Source organism: Stenotrophomonas sp. 704A1, from assembly GCF_030549525.1.
Taxonomy (GTDB): domain Bacteria; phylum Pseudomonadota; class Gammaproteobacteria; order Xanthomonadales; family Xanthomonadaceae; genus Stenotrophomonas; species Stenotrophomonas tuberculopleuritidis.
The window spans coordinates 1,274,041-1,293,195 of sequence record NZ_CP130831.1 but is presented as its reverse complement, the minus strand read 5'-3'; the positions used below and the strand labels follow the sequence as shown (position 1 = coordinate 1,293,195).

General features: G+C 68.3%; 21 protein-coding genes. 15 read left to right on the top strand and 6 right to left on the bottom strand.

The window, feature by feature from the left end:
- Positions 1–8 precede the first annotated feature (8 nt).
- Positions 9–317 carry a 50S ribosomal protein L21 gene (rplU, locus tag Q5Z10_RS06010; protein ID WP_108748943.1) on the bottom strand — a complete coding sequence of 103 codons (309 nt, stop codon included), beginning with the start codon at positions 315–317 and terminating at the stop codon, positions 9–11.
- A 294-nt stretch (positions 318–611) separates the two neighbouring features.
- Here rplU and uvrA point away from each other — a divergent pair, with 294 nt between their 5' ends.
- From uvrA to Q5Z10_RS05995, 3 genes are all read left to right on the top strand, one after another.
- A complete protein-coding gene (gene uvrA / locus Q5Z10_RS06005) occupies positions 612–3,602 on the top strand; it encodes an excinuclease ABC subunit UvrA (RefSeq protein ID WP_303638349.1) in 2,991 nt (996 codons plus the stop codon).
- Positions 3,602–4,009, top strand: a complete 408-nt coding sequence (locus Q5Z10_RS06000; RefSeq protein WP_303638348.1) for an acyl-CoA thioesterase — start codon at positions 3,602–3,604, stop codon at positions 4,007–4,009. The genes uvrA and Q5Z10_RS06000 overlap by 1 nt, the downstream gene beginning before the upstream one ends.
- Before the next feature lie 84 nt (positions 4,010–4,093).
- Positions 4,094–4,819 carry an enolase gene (locus tag Q5Z10_RS05995; RefSeq protein WP_303638347.1) on the top strand — a complete coding sequence of 242 codons (726 nt, stop codon included), beginning with the start codon at positions 4,094–4,096 and terminating at the stop codon, positions 4,817–4,819.
- Between the two features lie 200 nt (positions 4,820–5,019).
- On the opposite strand, the gene Q5Z10_RS05990 is transcribed toward Q5Z10_RS05995, so the two are convergent.
- Complete coding sequence (locus tag Q5Z10_RS05990) at positions 5,020–5,466, bottom strand: copper chaperone PCu(A)C (protein ID WP_303638346.1); 447 nt, start codon at positions 5,464–5,466, stop codon at positions 5,020–5,022.
- Positions 5,467–5,500: 34 nt separating this feature from the next.
- Here Q5Z10_RS05990 and Q5Z10_RS05985 point away from each other — a divergent pair, with 34 nt between their 5' ends.
- From Q5Z10_RS05985 to Q5Z10_RS05970, 4 genes are all read left to right on the top strand, one after another.
- Entirely contained in the window at positions 5,501–6,277 is a 777-nt protein-coding gene (locus Q5Z10_RS05985; protein ID WP_303638345.1) for an enoyl-CoA hydratase/isomerase family protein, read from the top strand.
- Positions 6,278–6,369: 92 nt separating this feature from the next.
- Positions 6,370–7,290 carry an acyl-CoA thioesterase II gene (tesB, locus tag Q5Z10_RS05980; RefSeq protein ID WP_440138079.1) on the top strand — a complete coding sequence of 307 codons (921 nt, stop codon included), beginning with the start codon at positions 6,370–6,372 and terminating at the stop codon, positions 7,288–7,290.
- 4 nt (positions 7,291–7,294) lie between these two features.
- Positions 7,295–7,795 (top strand): pathogenicity-like protein, encoded by a 501-nt coding sequence (locus Q5Z10_RS05975; RefSeq protein ID WP_303638343.1) that lies wholly within the window; start codon positions 7,295–7,297, stop codon positions 7,793–7,795.
- Between the two features lie 172 nt (positions 7,796–7,967).
- A complete protein-coding gene (locus tag Q5Z10_RS05970; RefSeq protein WP_303638342.1) occupies positions 7,968–9,191 on the top strand; it encodes an RNA polymerase sigma factor in 1,224 nt (407 codons plus the stop codon).
- A 51-nt stretch (positions 9,192–9,242) separates the two neighbouring features.
- Here the strand turns inward: Q5Z10_RS05970 and Q5Z10_RS05965 are convergent, their stop codons facing one another.
- Positions 9,243–9,791: an EF-hand domain-containing protein gene (locus Q5Z10_RS05965; protein ID WP_303638341.1), complete on the bottom strand. Its 549-nt coding sequence runs from the start codon at positions 9,789–9,791 to the stop codon at positions 9,243–9,245.
- 156 nt (positions 9,792–9,947) lie between these two features.
- On the opposite strand from Q5Z10_RS05965, the gene Q5Z10_RS05960 reads away from it, so the two are divergent.
- Together Q5Z10_RS05960 and Q5Z10_RS05955 are read left to right on the top strand one after the other, a co-directional pair.
- A complete protein-coding gene (locus Q5Z10_RS05960) occupies positions 9,948–10,703 on the top strand; it encodes an arginyltransferase (protein WP_303638340.1) in 756 nt (251 codons plus the stop codon).
- 38 nt (positions 10,704–10,741) lie between these two features.
- On the top strand, positions 10,742–11,956 hold the full coding sequence (locus Q5Z10_RS05955) for an endonuclease/exonuclease/phosphatase family protein (RefSeq protein WP_303638339.1): 1,215 nt from the start codon (positions 10,742–10,744) through the stop codon (positions 11,954–11,956).
- A gap of 87 nt (positions 11,957–12,043) precedes the next feature.
- On the opposite strand, the gene purT is transcribed toward Q5Z10_RS05955, so the two are convergent.
- A complete protein-coding gene (gene purT, locus Q5Z10_RS05950; protein WP_303638338.1) occupies positions 12,044–13,231 on the bottom strand; it encodes a formate-dependent phosphoribosylglycinamide formyltransferase in 1,188 nt (395 codons plus the stop codon).
- A gap of 133 nt (positions 13,232–13,364) precedes the next feature.
- On the opposite strand from purT, the gene Q5Z10_RS05945 reads away from it, so the two are divergent.
- The 6 genes from Q5Z10_RS05945 to Q5Z10_RS05920 are packed head-to-tail and all read left to right on the top strand — an operon-like array spanning position 13,365 to position 17,348.
- Positions 13,365–14,246: an SPFH domain-containing protein gene (locus tag Q5Z10_RS05945; RefSeq protein WP_303638337.1), complete on the top strand. Its 882-nt coding sequence runs from the start codon at positions 13,365–13,367 to the stop codon at positions 14,244–14,246.
- A gap of 45 nt (positions 14,247–14,291) precedes the next feature.
- Positions 14,292–14,471: a type II toxin-antitoxin system antitoxin gene (locus tag Q5Z10_RS05940; RefSeq protein WP_005412615.1), complete on the top strand. Its 180-nt coding sequence runs from the start codon at positions 14,292–14,294 to the stop codon at positions 14,469–14,471.
- Positions 14,468–14,647 (top strand): DUF4177 domain-containing protein, encoded by a 180-nt coding sequence (locus tag Q5Z10_RS05935; protein WP_303638336.1) that lies wholly within the window; start codon positions 14,468–14,470, stop codon positions 14,645–14,647. Before Q5Z10_RS05940 ends, Q5Z10_RS05935 begins: the two co-directional genes overlap by 4 nt.
- A 2-nt stretch (positions 14,648–14,649) precedes the next feature.
- Positions 14,650–15,939 carry an alpha/beta hydrolase family protein gene (locus tag Q5Z10_RS05930; RefSeq protein ID WP_303638335.1) on the top strand — a complete coding sequence of 430 codons (1,290 nt, stop codon included), beginning with the start codon at positions 14,650–14,652 and terminating at the stop codon, positions 15,937–15,939.
- A complete protein-coding gene (locus Q5Z10_RS05925; protein ID WP_303638334.1) occupies positions 15,936–16,529 on the top strand; it encodes a PH domain-containing protein in 594 nt (197 codons plus the stop codon). The genes Q5Z10_RS05930 and Q5Z10_RS05925 overlap by 4 nt, the downstream gene beginning before the upstream one ends.
- 9 nt (positions 16,530–16,538) lie before the next feature.
- Entirely contained in the window at positions 16,539–17,348 is an 810-nt protein-coding gene (locus Q5Z10_RS05920; protein WP_303638333.1) for a M15 family metallopeptidase, read from the top strand.
- 51 nt (positions 17,349–17,399) lie between these two features.
- Here Q5Z10_RS05920 and Q5Z10_RS05915 read toward each other — a convergent pair whose 3' ends face one another.
- The gene (locus Q5Z10_RS05915) at positions 17,400–17,771 is read right to left on the bottom strand and encodes a DUF423 domain-containing protein (protein WP_303638332.1); all 372 of its coding nucleotides are present in this window, start codon (positions 17,769–17,771) and stop codon (positions 17,400–17,402) included.
- Between the two features lie 105 nt (positions 17,772–17,876).
- Positions 17,877–18,950 carry a polyketide cyclase gene (locus Q5Z10_RS05910; RefSeq protein ID WP_303638331.1) on the bottom strand — a complete coding sequence of 358 codons (1,074 nt, stop codon included), beginning with the start codon at positions 18,948–18,950 and terminating at the stop codon, positions 17,877–17,879.
- Between the last annotated feature and the right edge of the window lie 205 nt (positions 18,951–19,155).

Here is a 19,155-nt window from a genome sequence, read left to right as displayed (position 1 = left end):
CCTGATGCTTAGCCGGCGATGCCGGTGATCTCGATTTCGGTGTAGTACTGACGGTGACCCTGGCGCTTCATGTGGTGCTTGCGGCGACGGAACTTGATGATCCGGACCTTGTCAGCACGACCCTGGGACACGACCTTGGCGGTGACCGAAGCGCCGCTCAGGGCGTCGCCGATCTTGATGCCGTCGCTGTCGCCCAGCAGCAGGATGTTGTCAAACTTGATCTCGCTGCCGACTTCGACTTCGAGCTTTTCGACGCGGAGCTTTTCGCCCTGCGCCACGCGGTATTGCTTACCGCCGGTGACCAGTACTGCGTACATGACCAGACTTCCTCTGTAGTTATTGTGGTCTATGGACTGCCGCCATCGAGGGCGGACAGAAGCGGGATTTTAATGACTGGCAGGGCCTCGGGTCAAGTCACCCCCTGCCCTGGACGGCGGGGGCCTGAATCCCGTTCAGGTAAGCCGCCGGCCGGTCTCAGGAGATGAGACCGGGGGCTGGCATTGTCGCCGATTGCCCCCAAATCCCAAGCTCGGTAGGCTGATCGATTGCCGTCTCCGCTTGCCCCACCCGCTTGCCGACCTTCACGGTCGAAGCCTCACAACGGATCCCCCATGGCGATGGATTTCATCCGCATCCGCGGCGCGCGGACGCACAACCTCAAGAACATCGACCTCGACCTGCCCCGCGACAAGCTGATCGTGATCACCGGCCTGTCCGGCTCCGGCAAGTCCTCGCTGGCGTTCGACACCATCTATGCCGAGGGCCAGCGCCGCTACGTCGAGTCGCTGTCGGCGTACGCGCGGCAGTTCCTGAGCGTGATGGAAAAGCCGGACCTGGACCATATCGAAGGCCTGTCCCCGGCGATCTCGATCGAGCAGAAGTCGACCTCGCACAACCCGCGCTCGACGGTCGGCACGATCACCGAGATCTACGACTACCTGCGCCTGCTGTACGCACGCGTCGGTACCCCGCGCTGCCCGGACCATGGCTACCCGCTGGAAGCACAGACGGTCAGCCAGATGGTCGACCAGGTGCTGACGCTGGACCCGGAGCAGCGCTACATGCTGCTGGCCCCGGTGATCCGCGACCGCAAGGGCGAGCACGCCCAGGTCTTCGACCAGCTGCGCGCGCAGGGGTTCGTACGCGTGCGGGTGGATGGCGAACTGCATGAGATCGATGCGGTACCGCCGCTGGCGCTGCGCCAGAAGCACACCATCGAGGCGGTGATCGACCGCTTCCGGCCCCGCGAGGACATCAAGCAGCGGCTGGCCGAGAGCTTCGAGACCGCGCTGAAGCTGGGCGACGGCATGGCCTCGGTGCAGAGCCTGGACAACACCGACACCGCGCCGACCCTGTTCTCGTCCAAGTACTCCTGCCCGGTCTGCGACTACTCGCTGCCGGAGCTGGAGCCGCGCCTGTTCTCGTTCAACGCACCGATGGGCGCCTGCCCCGGCTGTGATGGCCTGGGCATGGCCGAATTCTTCGATCCCTCGCGCGTGGTGGTGCACCCGGAACTGTCGCTGGCCGCCGGCGCGGTGCGCGGCTGGGACCGCCGCAATGCCTATTACTTCCAGCTGATCGCCTCGCTGGCCCGGCACTACCGGTTCGATGTCGATGCGGCCTGGAGCTCGTTGCCGGCCGCGGTGCAGCAGGCCGTCCTGTACGGCAGCGGTGACGATGCGATCACCTTCACCTACTTCACCGAGGCCGGTGGCCGCACGCAGCGCAAGCATCGCTTCGAGGGCATCATTCCCAACCTCGAACGCCGCTACAAGGAAACCGAATCGGCGGCGGTGCAGGAAGAGCTGGGCAAGTACATCAGCGAGCATGCCTGCCCGGAATGCAACGGCGCGCGCCTGAACAGGGCCGCGCGCAACGTGTTCGTGGCCGATCGCCCGCTGCCGGAGCTGGTGGTGCTGCCGATCGACGAGGCCCTGAAGTTCTTCAGCGAACTGAGCCTGCCGGGCTGGCGCGGCGAGATCGCCGCGAAGATCGTCAAGGAGATCGGTGAACGCCTGGGCTTCCTGGTCGATGTGGGCCTGGACTACCTGACCCTGGAGCGCAAGGCCGACACCCTGTCCGGGGGCGAGGCCCAGCGCATCCGCCTGGCCAGCCAGATCGGCGCCGGCCTGGTCGGCGTGATGTACGTGCTCGACGAGCCGTCCATCGGCCTGCACCAGCGCGACAACGAACGCCTGCTGGGCACCCTCACCCGCCTGCGCGACCTCGGCAACACGGTGATCGTGGTCGAGCATGACGAGGATGCGATCCGCCTGGCCGACTATGTGCTGGACATCGGTCCCGGTGCGGGCGTGCATGGCGGCGAGATCGTCGGCCAGGGCACCCTGCAGGACATCCTGGATGCGCCGCGCTCGCTGACCGGCCAGTACCTGTCCGGCAAGCGTGCGATCGAGATCCCGGCGCGCCGGCACAAGCCGAACCCGAAGATGACGCTGCACCTGCGCGGTGCCAGCGGCAACAACCTGAAGGGCGTGGACCTGGCCATTCCGTCGGGCCTGCTGACCTGCGTGACCGGCGTGTCCGGCTCGGGCAAGTCGACCCTGATCAACGACACCCTGTTCTCGCTGGCCGCCAACGAGATCAACGGCTCCTCGCACCAGGTGGCGCCGTACCGCGAGATCGATGGCCTGGACCTGTTCGACAAGGTGGTGGACATCGACCAGTCGCCGATCGGGCGCACGCCGCGCTCGAACCCGGCCACCTACACCGGCCTGTTCACTCCGCTGCGCGAGCTGTTCGCGCAGGTGCCCGAGGCGCGCGCGCGTGGCTACTCGCCCGGCCGCTTCAGCTTCAACGTGCGCGGCGGCCGCTGCGAGGCGTGCCAGGGCGATGGCCTGATCAAGGTCGAGATGCACTTCCTGCCGGACGTGTACGTGCCCTGCGACGTCTGCCACGGCAAGCGCTACAACCGCGAGACGCTGGAGATCCTGTACAAGGGCTTCAACATCAACGATGTGCTGGAAATGACCGTCGAGGATGCGCTGAAGCTGTTCGAGCCGGTGCCGTCGATCGCGCGCAAGCTGGAGACGCTGGTCGATGTCGGCCTGAGCTACATCAAGCTCGGCCAGAGCGCGACCACGCTGTCCGGCGGTGAGGCGCAGCGCGTGAAGCTGTCCAAGGAACTGTCGCGCCGGGATACCGGCCGCACCCTGTACATCCTTGACGAGCCGACCACCGGCCTGCACTTCCACGACATCGAAGCGCTGCTGGGCGTGCTGCACAAGCTGCGCGACGAGGGCAACACGGTGGTGGTGATCGAGCACAACCTGGATGTCATCAAGACCGCCGACTGGATCGTCGACCTCGGCCCCGAGGGCGGCCACCGCGGTGGCACCATCCTGGTCACCGGCACTCCGGAAGACGTGGCGGCCTGCCCGCAGTCGTACACCGGCCAGTTCCTGGCGCGGATGCTGCCCTCCACCAGCGCGCGGCCGGACCAGCCGGCCGCCGTGGCCAACAAGCCCGACGCCCGCCCGCCGCGCAAGGTGAAGCCGGAGAAGCCCGCGAAGAAGGCGGCCGCTGCCAAGAGCACCGGCAAGGCCAGCAAGACCGCTTCGCCCCGCAAGAAGAAGGATGCCTGATGAGCAACGAGCACAAGATCCTGGCCCGCGTACCGATCAGCGTGCGCTGGCGCGACATGGACAGCATGGGTCACGTCAACAACGCCAAGTACATCTCCTACCTGGAAGAGGCGCGCGTGCGCTGGATGCTGGGCGTGGACGGCGTGTCGATGACCGATCGCATCGCACCGGTGGTGGCCGCGACCAACGTCAACTACCGGCTGCCGATCGTGTGGCCCAACGACATCCTGGTCGAACTGTTCGTCGAGCGCCTGGGCAACAGCAGCGTGACCATCGGCCACCGCATCGTTGACCAGCAGGATGATTCGAAACTGTATTCGGACGGCAACGTGGTGGTGGTCTGGATGGATACCCAGACCGGCAGGAGCGCGCCGCTGCCGGAGGCGATCCGCAGCGCGTCGAGCTGACACCCCCTCGATGGATGCCGACCGCGGCCGGCACCGAGCCGCCGGGCCTGGCCCGGCGCTACCGTTCCCGTTCAAAGGACTGAGATGATCCACCTGACCGAACTGCGCGACCTGCTGCCCGGCATGGTCGCCTTCCCCACCGATGTCTTTCCCACCGACCAGGCCTGGCTGGCACGGCACCTGCTGCCGCTGCTGCAGATCGACCTGGGTGTGCTGCGCCCGGAGCTGGCCGGCCAGGTCGCGACGATGCTGTGCCCGATCGAACCGTATGAAGGGCTGATCGGCGAGCACACCGAAGATCACCACAACGAGGTCACAGCCACCAACTGGATCGCGTTCGAACTGACCGCCGACAACCGCATGCGCTTCCTCGGCAACGAGGGCTACTTCCAGGGCGATGCCGTGCAAGATGAAGACGCGCGTGCGCACATCGCGCAGATGCGCGACAGCCATGCCAAGGCCAGGGCGTATTTCCAGCAGCACAGGACGCTGGCCAGCTATTCGCGCTATGGCAATGGCGAGCCCGGCGAACAGGCGTGGCTGGACACCTTGGGCGGGCAGATTTCGACCGGCAACTGGATCGAAACCACCGAGCTGCCGCCGGCGTTCACGCTGCAGTTCACCGCAGCCGCCGACGACTGGGATGCGCCGGACGATACCGAACGGGCGATCATCCGCCGCGATGGCAACAAGTTCTTTGCGGTGGCCGAAGTGGCCGGCTACAACTGGTGCGCCGCCGGCGCTGATGCCATCGTGATGCTGTACGAGCCGGTAAGCCGCACGGTGTTGTTCTCGTACGACTGGTCGTAAGCCTGCCGTCCCGCCGGGCATGGCCCGGCGCTACCGGGGGTGGTCTGGCCGTGATGCGTGCTCGCCGGGCATGGCCCGGCGCTACCGGGGGTGGTCCGGCCGTGATGCGTGCCCGCCGGGCATGGCCCGGCGCTACCGGGGGTGGTCCGGCCGGGTAGCCTGGGTAGCGCCGGGCCATGCCCGGCGGAACACGGAGTGCCTCAGGGTGCGGTCCTGCGCACGGTCAATGTCGCATCCGCTTCACCATTGCCTTCCAGTTGCAGCCGCAGTGGCACCGCCTGCCCTTCCTTCAGCGCGCTCCTGCCGTCCATCAGCATCAGGTGCAGGCCACCGGGCTTGAGTTCGGCGCGCGCCCCCGGCGCCAGCGGCAGGCGCTCGATCGCATGCATGCGGCTGACCCCATCGACGATCGTGGTCTCGTGCAGCGACACATCGCCGAAGCGGCTGCTGGTCGCCCCGATGATCGCCACCGCTTTGCTGCAGCCGTTGTGGATCACGCCGTAACCGGCGGTCATCGGCATCGCCGGGTTCGGCGGCAGCCGCGCCCAGCCCTGCTGCACGGTGACGCAGGCCGGCGCAGCGGCTGCCGCCGATGCTGCGCCCGCACACATCATCAACAATACGGCAACGAATGGTTTGGTTATCATCGTCCAGGTTCCTTCTCCGCAACGAGACCGCAGCATGACGACGCTCATCGAGGTGTTCAACCACGGCCCCATCCGCGAACTGCGCCTGGCGCGCCCGCCGGTCAATGCGCTGGACACCGAACTGTGCCGGCAGCTGATCCATGCCATCGAGCAGGCCATGGCCGAGGATGTGCACGGCATCGTGCTGTCCGGCAGCGAGCGGGTGTTCACCGGGGGCATGGACGTGCCGCACCTGCTCTCGCACGGGGATGATGCGCGCAAGCTGCTGGACAGCTGGAATGCGTTCTTCGGTGCGGTACGCACGCTGGCCGAGTGCCGCATTCCGGTGGTCGCCGCCATTACCGGGCATGCGCCGGCCGGCGGCTGCGTGCTGGCCCTGTGCTGCGATTACCGGGTGATGGCACGCAGTGCCGACCCGGCGCGACCCTATGCGATCGGCCTGAACGAGGTGCAGGTGGGACTGGTCGCTCCGGAAGGCATCCAGCGCCTGCTGCGCCGCGCCGTGGGCGTGCACCGCGCCAGTGTCCTGCTCAGCACCGGCGCACTGGTGCCGGCCGAGCAGGCCCTGCAGATCGGCCTGGTCGATGAGCTGGCCGAGGGCGATCTGGTGGTCGCACGCGCGGTCGCGTGGCTGCAGACGCTGCTGAAGCAGCCGCGACAGCCGATGCTGTTGACCCGCGCCATCGCCCGCGCCGAGCTGCATGAGGCGCTGCATCCGGACCTGATCCAGCTGGACCGCTTCGTCGAGGCCTGGTTCGCCCCCGATGCGCAGCATGCCCTGCACGCGCTGGTCGCCCGGCTGGGCAAGTAACCGGTCGCACCGGCCGCCGGCTGCCGGCCAGCGCCCGGCACGAGCGATGATGGGGCGGCCTGCACCGGTATAATCGGGCTCTCTTCATTGCTGTGGCCGCCCCTTTGAACGACACGCCCGAACCCGTCGTCTCCGAGCTGATCGACCTGCTCACCCTGGAGCGGCTGGAGGACAACCTGTTCCGCGGGCAGAGCCGCGATATCGGCACCAAGTACGTGTTCGGCGGGCAGGTGCTGGGCCAGGCCCTGGCTGCGGCGCAGGCCACGGTCGACAATGGCCGCCACGTGCATTCGCTGCACGCCTACTTCCTGCGCGCCGGCAACATCGACCACCCGATCGTGTACGACGTGGACCGTACCCGGGACGGTGGCAGCTTCTCGGTGCGCCGGGTCACCGCGATCCAGCACGGCAAGGTGATCTTCTTCTGTGCAGCCTCGTTCCAGCAGGCCGAATCCGGTGCCGAGCACCAGCACAAGATGCCCGAAGTGCCGCAGCCGGAAGACATCGAGCCGAACCGCCCCCTGCCGGCCGAGGTGCTGGAACGCCTGCCGATCAAGGTACAGCGCTGGCTGTCGCGCGGCGGCCCGTTCGAGTTCCGCCATGTGTACCCGCGCGATGAACTCAACCCGCCCAAGCGCCCGCCTTACCACCAGGTGTGGCTGCGCCTGAGCGAACCGGTCGGCGACGCTCCCGAGCTGCACCAGGCCCTGCTGGCCTATGCCTCGGACTTCCACCTGCTGGGGACGGCCACCTTCCCGCACGGCATCAGCTACTACCACCCGCACGTACAGATGGCCTCGCTGGACCATGCGATCTGGTTCCACCGTCCGTTCCGTGCCGACGAGTGGCTGCTGTATTCGCTGGACAGCCCCAGTGCGCAGGATTCGCGTGGCCTGGCCCGCGGCCAGTTCTTCACCCGCGACGGCGTGCTGGTCGCCAGCACCGCGCAGGAAGGCCTGATCCGCGTGGTTCCAGACCAGGCAGCAGCGGCCGCCGTGCCGGCCAAGGATTGATCCGATGCGGCAGATTTTCAGCAGCCAGCGCGTGGAAACCGTCGAAGGCGTGGCCGAGCTCCTGCGTGGCCATGGCATCGAAGTCAAGGTGACCAACGGGCGCTCGTACAAGACCCGTCGCCGTGGCCAGTTCAGCTATACCGACCTGGGCAACGCCAGCGCCTATCCGGCGGTATGGATCGTGCGCGCCGACGACCAGCCGCGAGCGCGCGAGATCCTGCGCGAGGCGCGCCTGCTCGACACCACCCGCCGTGACCACCCGACCGCCGAATTCGCCTTCCGCGACGAGGCACCGGCCGCCGGGGGCGGTCGTGGCTGGGCATGGCGCATCCGCATCGCGCTGCTGGTGGTGATTGCCGGTGTCGCCCTGGTGATCGGCCTGCGCCACCGCGGCGCCCCGGCACCGGCGGCCCCTGCCCCGGCGCCGCAGGCCCAGCCACAGCAGCCGCAGCCCGCCGCGCCGGAAGAAGAGGAAGTGCGGGTCCGCATCCAGCCTGCGAAGTAGCCGGGTGCGGCAGCGCCGGGCCATGCCCGGCGAGCGCAGCGGCGTGCATCAGCGGCCGTTGCGCTTTGTGGAAGCGCCGCCGGGCATGGCCCGGCGCTACCGTGACGACTCCCGGTCACACTTCGCGCGCCGCTCCGTCATGGGACACAATCCCCGCAGGAGAGCCGCCGCCATGACGACGTTCGCCGCATCGATCGACCAGACCCTGGAACGCGAACTGCCCGCTGCCAGCCGCGGCTGCCAGCACGCGTATGGCCGCATCGTGCTGGCCTGCCAGAACACGGTCACCGCCATCGCCCTGGCCATCACCGGTGACCGCCAGGCCAGCGAGGACATCGCCCAGGAAGCCTTCGTGAAGGGCTGGCAGCAGCTGCACCAGCTGCGCAGCGCCACCAGTTTCCTGCCGTGGCTGCGGCAGATCACCCGCAACCTTGCCCGCGACTGGCTGCGCGCCCAGCGCGGCCGCCCGCTCAGTGGCGAGGCTGCCGAACTGGCACTGGGCATGGCCGCCGACCCGGCCCCGGGCGCCGCCGACCGCCTGCAGCGGCTGGAAGAGGAAATCGCGGCCGAAGACATCATCTCCGCCCTGCCCGCCGACAGCCGCGAAGTGCTGCTGCTGTACTACCGGGAAGGCCAGCGTTCGCAGCAGGTCGCCGACCTGCTCGGGCTCAGCGATGGCGCCGTGCGCAAGCGCCTGTCGCGCGCCCGCACGCAGGTGCGCGATGGGCTGCTGCAGCGCTTCGGCGAATTCGCCCGCAGCAGCGCACCCAGCGCCGCGTTCGCCACCACGGTGGTCTCGATGGTGCTGGTGGCCGCGCCCGGTACGGCCAGCGCCGCGATCCTGCTCGGCACCGGTGTCGGCGTGGGCGGCAGCAAGCTCGGCCTTGGCGGCGCCAGCGTTGCCGGCGGCACCGCGCTGGGCTCGCTGACCGCCACCCTGGGCCAGCTGCAGATGCTGCCTGCATCGAGCTGGGGCGCGATCATCGGCGGCGTCGTCGGGGGCGCGCTCGGCAGCTATCTCGGTGGGCGATTCCTGTTGTCCTATGCAGAGACCGCGGCCGAGCAGCTGCAGGTCCGCCGCTTCGTCAACCTCAGCACCGGCACCAGCCTGGGCTGGTGCCTGGTCATCCTGTTCGCCGTGCTGCTGCAGGCGCCGGTGTGGGCGCAGCTGCTGGTGCTGGCACTGGGCCTGGCGGTGATCAACTACCAGTGCCTGGTGCCGCTGCGACGGATCATGGCACCGATGCTCGCCCGTGATGCCGCCCGGCGTGGCCGCACCGGGGTCAACTGGAAGTACGAATCCATGTACGGCCTGACCGGCATGATCGCGGTGAACCTGATCGTCACTGCCGCCGTCGCCTATACCTACGTGGTGAGGCTCAACGCCCCCCTGTAACGGACAACGCCGGCAGTACGCCGGCGTTGTCGTCGATCATCGCAGCGACACTCAGCGCTGCGGCTTCGGTGCGGCGCCATGGCGCGGGCCACGGTGCATCGGGCCCTTGGCCGCATCGAATTCGGCCTTGCTCAGCTGGCCATCCCGGTTGCTATCGGCCGCGGCGAACCAGGCGTCACGATGCTGCTTCCTGCGCAGTTCGCGGTCGGCCTTGTCCAGGTAACCATCCTTGTTCACATCCAGCTGGTCGAAGCGCTCGGCCAGGCGCGGGTCGGCCTTGGCTTCGTCGCGGCTGATGCGGCCGTCCTTGTTGGCGTCCAGCTTCGCCCAGCGCTCGCCGCCATGACCACCGCGGCGGCCGTGCTTCCAGCGCGGCATCTCATCGCGCGAGAGCTTGCCGTCCTTGTTCTTGTCCAGCGTGTCGAACGCCGCCGCCAGGCGGGGGTTGGCGGCCGCTTCGCTACGGTCGATGACACCATCGCCGTTGCTGTCGAGCTTGGCCGGACGCGGTGCCGGTGCGGTCGGGGCATCGGCGGCCAGGGCGATGCCGGAAGCAGAGGTGCCGAGCAGCAGGGCCAGCAGCAGGGGGGTACGGATCATGGGGTCACTCCTGGGGATGGAAATTGCGTCGGGGTGATCAGTTCACCCTCAGGGGACAACAACGCCCGGCCGCGACGCCGGTTGACGCAGCGGCCGGTTCCGTTCATCCGGCGGACAGTCGCCGCCGCTGCGACAGGCTGGCGCTATGCTGTGCCAATGGCGATACACGGCGACAGAGACGACGAACTGCGACTGTTCCAGACCGGCGAGCACCCTTGCGGGTATTGGCCCGATCGCGTTGCGCGCGATCTGGTGCTGGACCCGCATGATCGCCGCCTCGGCGGGCTGTACCCGCTGGCCCTGAGCTGGGGCTTCCGTCGCAGCGGTGATCTGGTCTACCGCCCGCACTGCGCCCAGTGCCACGCCTGCGTGGCGGTGCGCATCCCGGTCGCCCGTTTCGCGCCCGACCGCAGCCAGCGCCGCTGCGCCACGCGCAATGCGGACCTGGAAGTGCGCATCACTGCGGCGACCGCGCGCGATGACCTGTTCGCGCTCTATCACCGCTACCTGGCCCATCGCCACGCCAACGGCGGGATGGACGACCACGGGCCGCACGAGTTCGAACAGTTCCTGATCGGCAGCTGGTCGCATACCCGCTTCATGGAGATGCGCCTGCCCGGCCACGATGGCCAGCCCAGCCAGCTGCTGGCGGTGGCGGTGACCGACGTGACCGAACACGGACTGTCGGCGGTCTACACCTTCTTCGACCCGGACCACGCCGCGCGCGGGCTGGGCACCTTCGCGATCCTGCAGCAGATCGAGTGGGCGCGTCGCGAGGGCTTGCCACACGTGTACCTGGGCTACTGGATCCGTGGCCACCGGAAGATGGACTACAAGCGCCGCTTCCATCCGCTGGAAGCCTACGATGGCCGCCGCTGGCACGATTTCGACAATGATCTGGACGGGCGCTGACAAACCGCTGACACCGGGCCGGGTGCACAATACGGCCCATGAACATGACCCGCCGCCATCCCCTGATCCTCGCCCTGGCCCTGCTCTGCGGCGCCACCGCCCCTGCCTTCGCCACGTCCCCCGCGATGACCGAAAAGCCGTCCGCTGCGCTGCGCCTGGCCACCTACAACACCTCGCTGTACTCCGATGACGCCGGTGGCCTGATCAAGGAACTGGAAGGCGACAGCGAGCACGCACGCAAGATCGCTGCGGTGCTGCAGCAGGTGCGCCCGGACCTGGTGCTGCTGAACGAATTCGACTTCGACGACGCCCATCGCGCCGCCGACCTGTTCCAGAAGCGCTACCTGGAAGTGGCCCAGCCGGGCGGTGGCAAGCCGCTGCACTTCGCCTACCGCTACCTGGCCCCGGTCAACACCGGCGTGCCCAGCGGCCTGGACCTGGACAACAACGGCGTGGTCGGCGGCGAAGGCCGCAGCCGCGGCAACGATGCGTGGGGCTACGGCCTGCACCCGGGCCAGTACGGCATGCTGGTGCTGTCGCGCTACCCGATCGACGAAGCCAAGGTGCGCAGCTTCCAGCTGCTGAAGTGGAGCGCGATGCCCGGTGCGATCCGTCCGGTCGATCCGCGCACCGGCAAGAGCTTCTACAACGATGCGGTGTGGTCGCAGCTGCGGCTGTCGTCGAAGTCGCATTGGGACGTGCCGGTGAAGACCCCGGCCGGCGTGGTGCATGCGCTGGTCTCGCACCCGACGCCGCCGGTGTTCGACGGCCCGGAGAAGCGCAATGCCGCGCGCAACCACGACGAACTGCGGCTGTGGCAGGAATATCTGTCGGCCGGCGACAAGCCCTGGCTGTGCGATGACAAGGGCCACTGCGGCGGCCTGGCCCAGGATGCGCGCTTCGTGCTCCTAGGCGACCTCAACAACGACCCGGTCGACGGCGATGGCCGCCATGAGGCGATCGTCGAGCTGATCGAGAACGCCCGCGTGCTGCGCTACCCCACCCCGCGCAGCGTCGGCGCCGAACAGACCAGCCTGGCCTATGCGGCCAAGGGCATCGCGCGCAGGGGCGCACCGTTCCACGCCACCGGCGATTTCGGCCCGAAGGCGGGCACCATGCGGCTGGACTACGTGCTGCCCTCGACCGGTTTCGAGTACATCGGCAGCGGCGTGTTCTGGCCGGCCAATGAAAGCCCGGAAGCGAAGATCGCCGACGGCAGCGACCACCACCTGGTGTGGGTGGACGTGAAATAACCCGGTAGCGCCGGGCCCTGCCCGGCGGTTTTTGCAGGCCCCGTTGCACACACGCAAAGCCGCCGGGCATGGCCCGGCGCTACCTTTTCACGGGCGCAGTTCGACGCCGATGGCTTCGGCGGCATCACGGGCGATGGCGCGGGCTTCGTCGATGGTCTCGGCCCGCGCCAGGGTCACGCCGACGCGGCGGTGGCCGTGCACGCTCGGCTTGCCGAACAGGCGCACGGCGGTATCCGGTACCTGCAGGGCGGCGGCGACGTTGTTGAAGTACGGCACGCCCTCGCCATGCGCCAGCAGCGCGCACGAGGCCGACGCGCCGCTCTGGCGGATCAGCGGAATCGGCAGGCCGAGGATGGCGCGCGCATGCAGCGCGAACTCGCTCAGTTCCTGCGACACCAGGGTCACCAGGCCGGTGTCGTGCGGGCGCGGCGACACTTCGCTGAACCACACTTCGTCGCCCTTCACGAACAGCTCGACACCGAACAGGCCCCAGCCGCCGAGGTCGTCGGTGATCGCACGCGAGATTTCTTCCGCACGCGCCAGCGCCTTGTCCGTCATCGGCTGCGGCTGCCAGCTTTCGCGGTAATCGCCATCCTTCTGCAGGTGGCCGATCGGCGCGCAGAACGCGGTGCCGCCGGCGTGGCGCACGGTCAGCAGGGTGATCTCGTAATCGAAATCGATGAAGCCTTCGACGATGCAGCGGCCGGCACCGGCACGGCCGCCGGTCTGCGCGTACTCCCAGGCCGGCGCGATGTCCGACTCGCTGCGCAGGGTGCTCTGGCCTTTGCCCGAGGACGACATCACCGGCTTGACCACGCACGGCAGGCCGATCGCGGCCACCGCGGCACGGTACTCGGCTTCGGTGTCCACGAAACGGTACGGCGAGGTCGGCAGGCCCAGGGTCTCGGCCGCGAGGCGGCGGATGCCTTCGCGGTCCATGGTCAGGCGCGCGGCACGCGCGGTCGGGATCACCCGCAGGCCCTGCTCCTGTTCCAGCTGCACCAGGGTCTCGGTGTGGATGGCCTCGATCTCCGGCACCACCAGGTGGGGCTGTTCCTGGGCAATCAGCGCGCGCAGCGCCATCGCATCCAGCATGTCGATCACATGCGCGCGGTGCGCGACCTGCATGGCCGGGGCGTCGGCGTAGCGGTCGGCGGCGATCACTTCCACGCCCAGCCGCTGCAGCTCGATGGCCACCTCCTTGCCGAGTTCGCCCGAACCCAGCAGCAGCACGCGGGTGGCGGCGGGAGACAACGGAGTTCCAAGCTTGGCCATGGCGGGGGTCCGGCAGCAATGTGAAGGCGGGTGGGCATTCTAGCCGGTCCGCCCCCGGGTCCGCCGACGAACGGCACTTGCAGGTTGATATCAATTTGATATCTTCCAATCGAGCCCTCAAGGACGCACGACCATGAAAGAGAAGTCGCTTTCCTCCCTCAACGGCCTGGGCGCGCTGGCTGGCGCCCTGCTGGTCGCGCTGGCCGGTGGCGCGCTGTTCGTGCTCGGGGTCGCGGCCAAGGCCAGCACCGGTGCGCCGAACCTGCTGCTCCTGCTCGGCGGCCTGCTGGTTGCCGCACTGGCCCTGTTCGCGCTGGCCGGCCTGTACACCGTGCAACCCAACCAGGCCGCGGTCCTGAGCCTGTTCGGCAAGTACATCGGCACCGTCAAGGACAACGGCCTGCGCTGGAACAACCCCTTCTACAGCAAGCGCCGCGTCAGCCAGCGCGTGCGCAACTTCGAAAGCGGCAAGCTGAAGGTCAACGAGCTGGACGGCAGCCCGATCGAAATCGCCGCGGTGATCGTCTGGCAGGTGGTGGATGCCTCCGAGGCGGTCTACAACGTGGACGACTATGAAAGCTTCGTGCACATCCAGTCCGAATCGGCGCTGCGCGCGATGGCCACCAGCTATCCCTACGACCAGCACGAGGATGGCCAGCTCGCCCTGCGCAGCCACGCCAACGAGATTTCCCAGCACCTGAAGAACGAACTGGCCGAGCGCCTGGCCGACGCCGGCGTGCAGGTGATCGATGCGCGCATCAGCCACCTGGCCTATGCCGCCGAAATCGCCCAGGCGATGCTGCAGCGCCAGCAGGCCAACGCGGTGATCGCCGCGCGCACGCGCATCGTCGCCGGTGCGGTCGGCATGGTCGAAATGGCATTGGCCGAACTGCAGAAGAACGGCGTGGTGCAGCTGGATGAGGAGCGGAAGGCACACATGGTCAGCAACCTGCTGACCGTGCTGTGCTCGGACCGCGGCACCCAGCCGGTCGTCAACACCGGCTCGCTGTACTGAGCCACCCTCGCAACGGGGCGCCCCACCGCCCCGCCAGGAGCCTGCATGAGCGAAAAGAAGGCCTATCCGCTGCGCATCAACGCCGAGGTGCTGGCCGCGGCGCAGCGCTGGGCGGACGATGAGCTGCGCAGCCTCAACGCGCAGATCGAATACGTACTGCGCGATGCGCTGCGCAAGGCAGGACGCCTACCCAAACCCAAACCGTCACCGGAGGACAAGGAATGAGCAAGCGCTGGAGCTACCAGACCATCGAGGTCAACACGACGATGATGGGCCTGCTCAAGCCTGAAGACGTGCAGGCTGAACTCAGCCGCCAGGGGCAGCTGGGCTGGGAACTGGTCAACATCATCATCCCGGCGCCGTTGCGTCCGGCCATGCTGGTGTTCAAGAAGGAGCAGTGACGATGAGGACGTCCCGTTCCCTGTTGGCCAGCATGCTGTCGCTGCTGGCTGGTACCGCGCTGGCGGCCGAGCCGCAGCAGGTCGCGTCGCAGCTGCTGGACCACCTGCAGGCCGGGCGCAGTGCCGATGCCGAAGCGATGCTGACCGCGCAGATGGCCACGGCCGTGCCCGCCGACAGGCTGCAGGTCCTGTGGCAGTCGCTGGGCGAACTGCAGCAGCGCGGCCCCGCGCGCAGCAGCGAACAGCAGGGCATGCACCTGGTGGAAGTGCCGCTGACGTTCGCCACCGGCGCGGTGATCGCGCAGGTCGCGGTGGACGCGCAGGACAAGGTGGCCGGCCTGCTGCTGCGCCCTGCTCCGCCGGCCAAGGCGCCGCCACCGCCGGCCGATGCCCGCTACAGCGAAGCCGATTTCAGCATCCCGCAGGCGCGGGGCGCATTGCCCGGCACGCTGGCCGTGCCCAAGGGCAACGGCCCCTTCCCGGCGGTGCTGCTGGTGCACGGCTCGGGCCCGCAGGACCGTGACCAGACCATCGGCGGCAGCCGCCCGTTCCTGGACCTCGCCCGCGGCCTGGCCGCGCAGGGCATTGCGGTGCTGCGCTACGACAAGCGGACACAGGCCCGCCCGCAGGACTTCCAGAGCGGCAGCTTCAGCGTCGACGACGAAACCACCGACGATGCGGTGGCGGCGCTGACTGCGCTGGCAGCCGATGCGCGCATCGACAGCCGCCGCGTGTTCGTTCTGGGCCACAGCCAGGGCGGCATGCTCGCCCCGCGCATCGCCAGCCGCTGGCCGCAGGCGCGTGGCGCGATCCTGTGGGCGGCACCGGCACGTAGCCTGCTGGACCTGCTGCCCGAGCAGAACCGCTATCTGCTGTCGCTGGACGGCAGTATCAGCGCCGCCGAACAGGCCTTCCTGGACACGCTGGACCGGCAGATCGCCGCCGCACGCGGCAGCGCGCCGGCCGCGGCCGCCGAGCTTCCGCTGGGCGTGCCCCAGTCGTTCTGGAAGAGCATCGAGGCGGTCAATGCGCGTGCCGATGCGCAGGCCCTGCACATGCCGCTGCTGATGCTGCATGGCGGCCGCGATTTCCAGGTGCCCGATACGGACTGGAAGCTCTGGAAGGACGCTCTGGGCAACCGCAGTGACGTGCAATGGCAGGCCTATCCCGCGCTGAACCACATCGGCGTGGCCGGCAGCGGCCCGAGCTCGCTGAAGGAATACGCCAGCGCCGGCCATGTGGATCCCCAGCTGATCGCCGACGTGGCGCGCTGGATCGGAGCACAACGATGAGCGGCAGTGATCCGAAAGCCTTCGATGTTGCCGAAAGCTCGCCGCTGCGGGTGTTGTGGGTGCTGCTGCCGGTGCTGGCGGTGCTGGGCATCGGCGCCTGGGCGCAGCTGCATGACAACCGCAGCAACGCGCCATGGATCGAGATCACGCTGACCCCGCCGTTCTTCCTGATGGGCGGCAGCGCTGCGTGGAGCATGGCGGTGATCGTGCTGATCGGTGCCGGGCTGGGCGTGTCGTTCTTCCGTCGCCGGGTGGAACTGGCAGGCGGCGTGCTGGACGTGCGCTCGACGCTGTACCGGCGCCGCACCGCGGTCGCCGATCTGCTGCTGGACCAGGCCGAGGTGGTCGATCTCGGCCGGGACCGCCGTTACGGCATCCGTTTCAAGACCAACGGCTACAGCATGCCCGGCTTCTACTCCGGGCACTTCCGCCTGCAGGGCGGCGGCAAGGGCTTTGCGCTGGTCACCGACCGCGCACGCACGCTGGTGATTCCGGTACGCGGTGGCAGCGCCCTGCTGCTCAGCCTGGAACAGCCGCAGGCGCTGCTGGAGGCATTGCGCAAGGTGGCCGCCACCGCTGCACGGCAGTAAGCTGGGCCGATGCACCGCACCGCGCCGCTGTTGATCAATACCGAGGCCATCGAACTGTGGCCGGCCCATCTGCTGCGCGCGCGCAGCAACCTGGATGCCCGCCTGCTGGCGCGCGCGCGCTGGGTACTGCGGCGCAAGCACGATGGCCGTTATCTGGCAGCGGTGCTGGCGCACGGTGTGCATTCCCTGGTGCCGCGGCTGCCGCGCGAACCCGGCGTGGAAGCGGCCCTTGCGCTGCTGGAGCACACCCGTGCACGGCCCTTCGCCGCGACGCTGGACGATCAGTGGCTGCCGCTGGCCGGCCTGCAGCAGCGCCTGCAGCAGCTGGGCCTGGACGCACAGCGCTACGCCGAGGACAGCGGCCTGCCGCTGGAAGCCGAGCCCTGCCTGCTGCACTTTGCCGGGCGTGACCGCTTCGGCCGCCCGCTGTGGCTGCGCCGCGGCGCCGCGCAGGGATGGCGGCGGATGCGCCAGCACGCCGCGCGCGAAGGGATCGCGCTCGATGCCATTTCCGGCTTCCGCAGCCATGCGTACCAGCTGGGCATTTTCGAGCGCAAGCTGGCCCGCGGGCAGCACGTGCCGGACATTCTGAAGGTCAATGCGGCGCCCGGCTTCAGCGAACACCACAGCGGCCATGCACTGGACATCGGCACGCCGGGCGACGCACCGGCCGAGGAAACCTTCGAGGCGACCGCGGCGTTCGCCTGGCTGCAGGCCAACGCCGGGCAGCATGGTTTCCGCCTGAGCTACCCACGCGACAACCCGCACGGGATCGTTTACGAACCGTGGCACTGGTGCTGGGCGCCGGCCAACGGCTGAGGCCCCCTGCGCCGCCGACAGATCCCCGCATCGCAGGGATCTGTGGCCGCCTCAGCGCCTCAGCGCATTGACCGCCAGCACCACCCAGCCCGCCATCAGCGTGGTGCCGCCCACCGGCGCCAGCCGCGTCGGCCACTGCCACAGCGCCCCACCGGCCAGGCTGCCGGAGAACAGCAGCACGCCCAGCAGCAGCACATACAGCGCCAGATGCGCGATGACCCCCTGTGCGCGCGGCCCGATCGCCACCAGTACCGCACCGTGGGCGAAGGCGTACAGCGCGGCCATGTTCAGGTGCTGCTGCGCCAGTGGATCGGCCACGCCATGGGCCGCATAGGCGGACAGCCCGATCGAGGCCGCCGCCAGCAGGGCGCCCAGGCAGGCCAGCAGGGAGGGTTTCCGCGCGCGTCGTTCGTGATTGAACATGACTGCTCCTTGCGCAGTGCCCGCTGCCGGGCACGGGATGAAAAAAAAACGCGCCGCAGGAAGCGGCGCGTTTTCGTGTCCAACACTACATGGGTCAGCCGAGGCTTACTTGACGGCCCAGTAGATGTCGTAGGTCGCTTCCGGGGTGAACGACTTGTCCACGCCGTCCTTCCAGGTTTCGTACGGACGGTCGATGACTTCGTTACCCGAGGTCACGGCCCATGCACGCAGGGCGTTGCGGGCGACATCCAGGCCGGCCATGTGGCCGGTGTAGGCCGCATGCGCCGAGCGGTGCGGAGCCACACGGACGTACTTGACCGGGGCGCCACCGTCGATCTTGACGGTCATCGCTTCGGCGGCCGGCGCTTCAGCACCCTTCTTCTTCACCGGCTGGGCGATGTCGAAGGCGTACTTCTCGGCGCCGAAATCGGTGGTGATGATGCGCAGCGGGCCAGCGGCTTCCAGGCCATTGGCCTCGATCACGCGCTTGATCCATTCCTGGTTGTCCTTGATGGACTTGGTGATCGAATCCTGGCCGCGGTCGACGTTGCCGGCGGTGACGACCAGCAGATCCTCGGCCGGGACATCGACGATGCCCAGATCGGTCAGCGGCGCCTCGGCGGTGCGGTAGTCGACGTTCGGCACGGTGGCCAGCATGTTCGCCATGCGCGACAGGCCCATCTTGATGTCATCGCCGATCTGGCGGCTGACATACAGACCGGCGTAGCGGCCGAACAGGTCGAAGCCGTACTTCACCGAGTAGTCCTGGGTGATCTTGACGTTGCGACCGCCCTTGCCGGTCGGCTCGAGGGTGAAGGTGCTGACCTTGTCGTGACCCTTGGTGGCGTCGTCGATGGCGATCACAACACGCTTGTTCTCTTCGGCTTCGGTGATCTTCCAGGAACCGGTGCCCAGCTCCTTGGAGTTGAAGTCGAGGGTGGCGCCGACGCCGGAGGCCGGGCCGGACAGCTTCAGTTCAACGGCGGGATCGCGCAGGACCAGCGGGTTCCAGTCCTTGAAGCGGCGCAGGCTGCTGACCGTGTCGTACACGATCGTCATCTTGCGGTTGGTCTCGATGCTTTCGGTGATGTGACGCTCGCCCGGCAGACACACGCCAATGATGACGAACAGGCCAGCCACGATCCCCAAGGCGATCAGGAACTCGATAATACGGGTCATTCAGAGAGTCTCCGGGGCCGATCCCACGGCCGGGTTGATTGAAGCGAAGCGCCAATCCTAGCAGGCTTCGCGGGCATTGGTTATCGGGATTGGCGCACCGGTTTCCGTGCCGGCAGCGCATTTGTATGGACAAAGAATTCCAAGGGTACCGCATCCGCGTACCCGGCATGTAGGGGGCCTACCGGCGCCTGGGCCTGCGCAATGC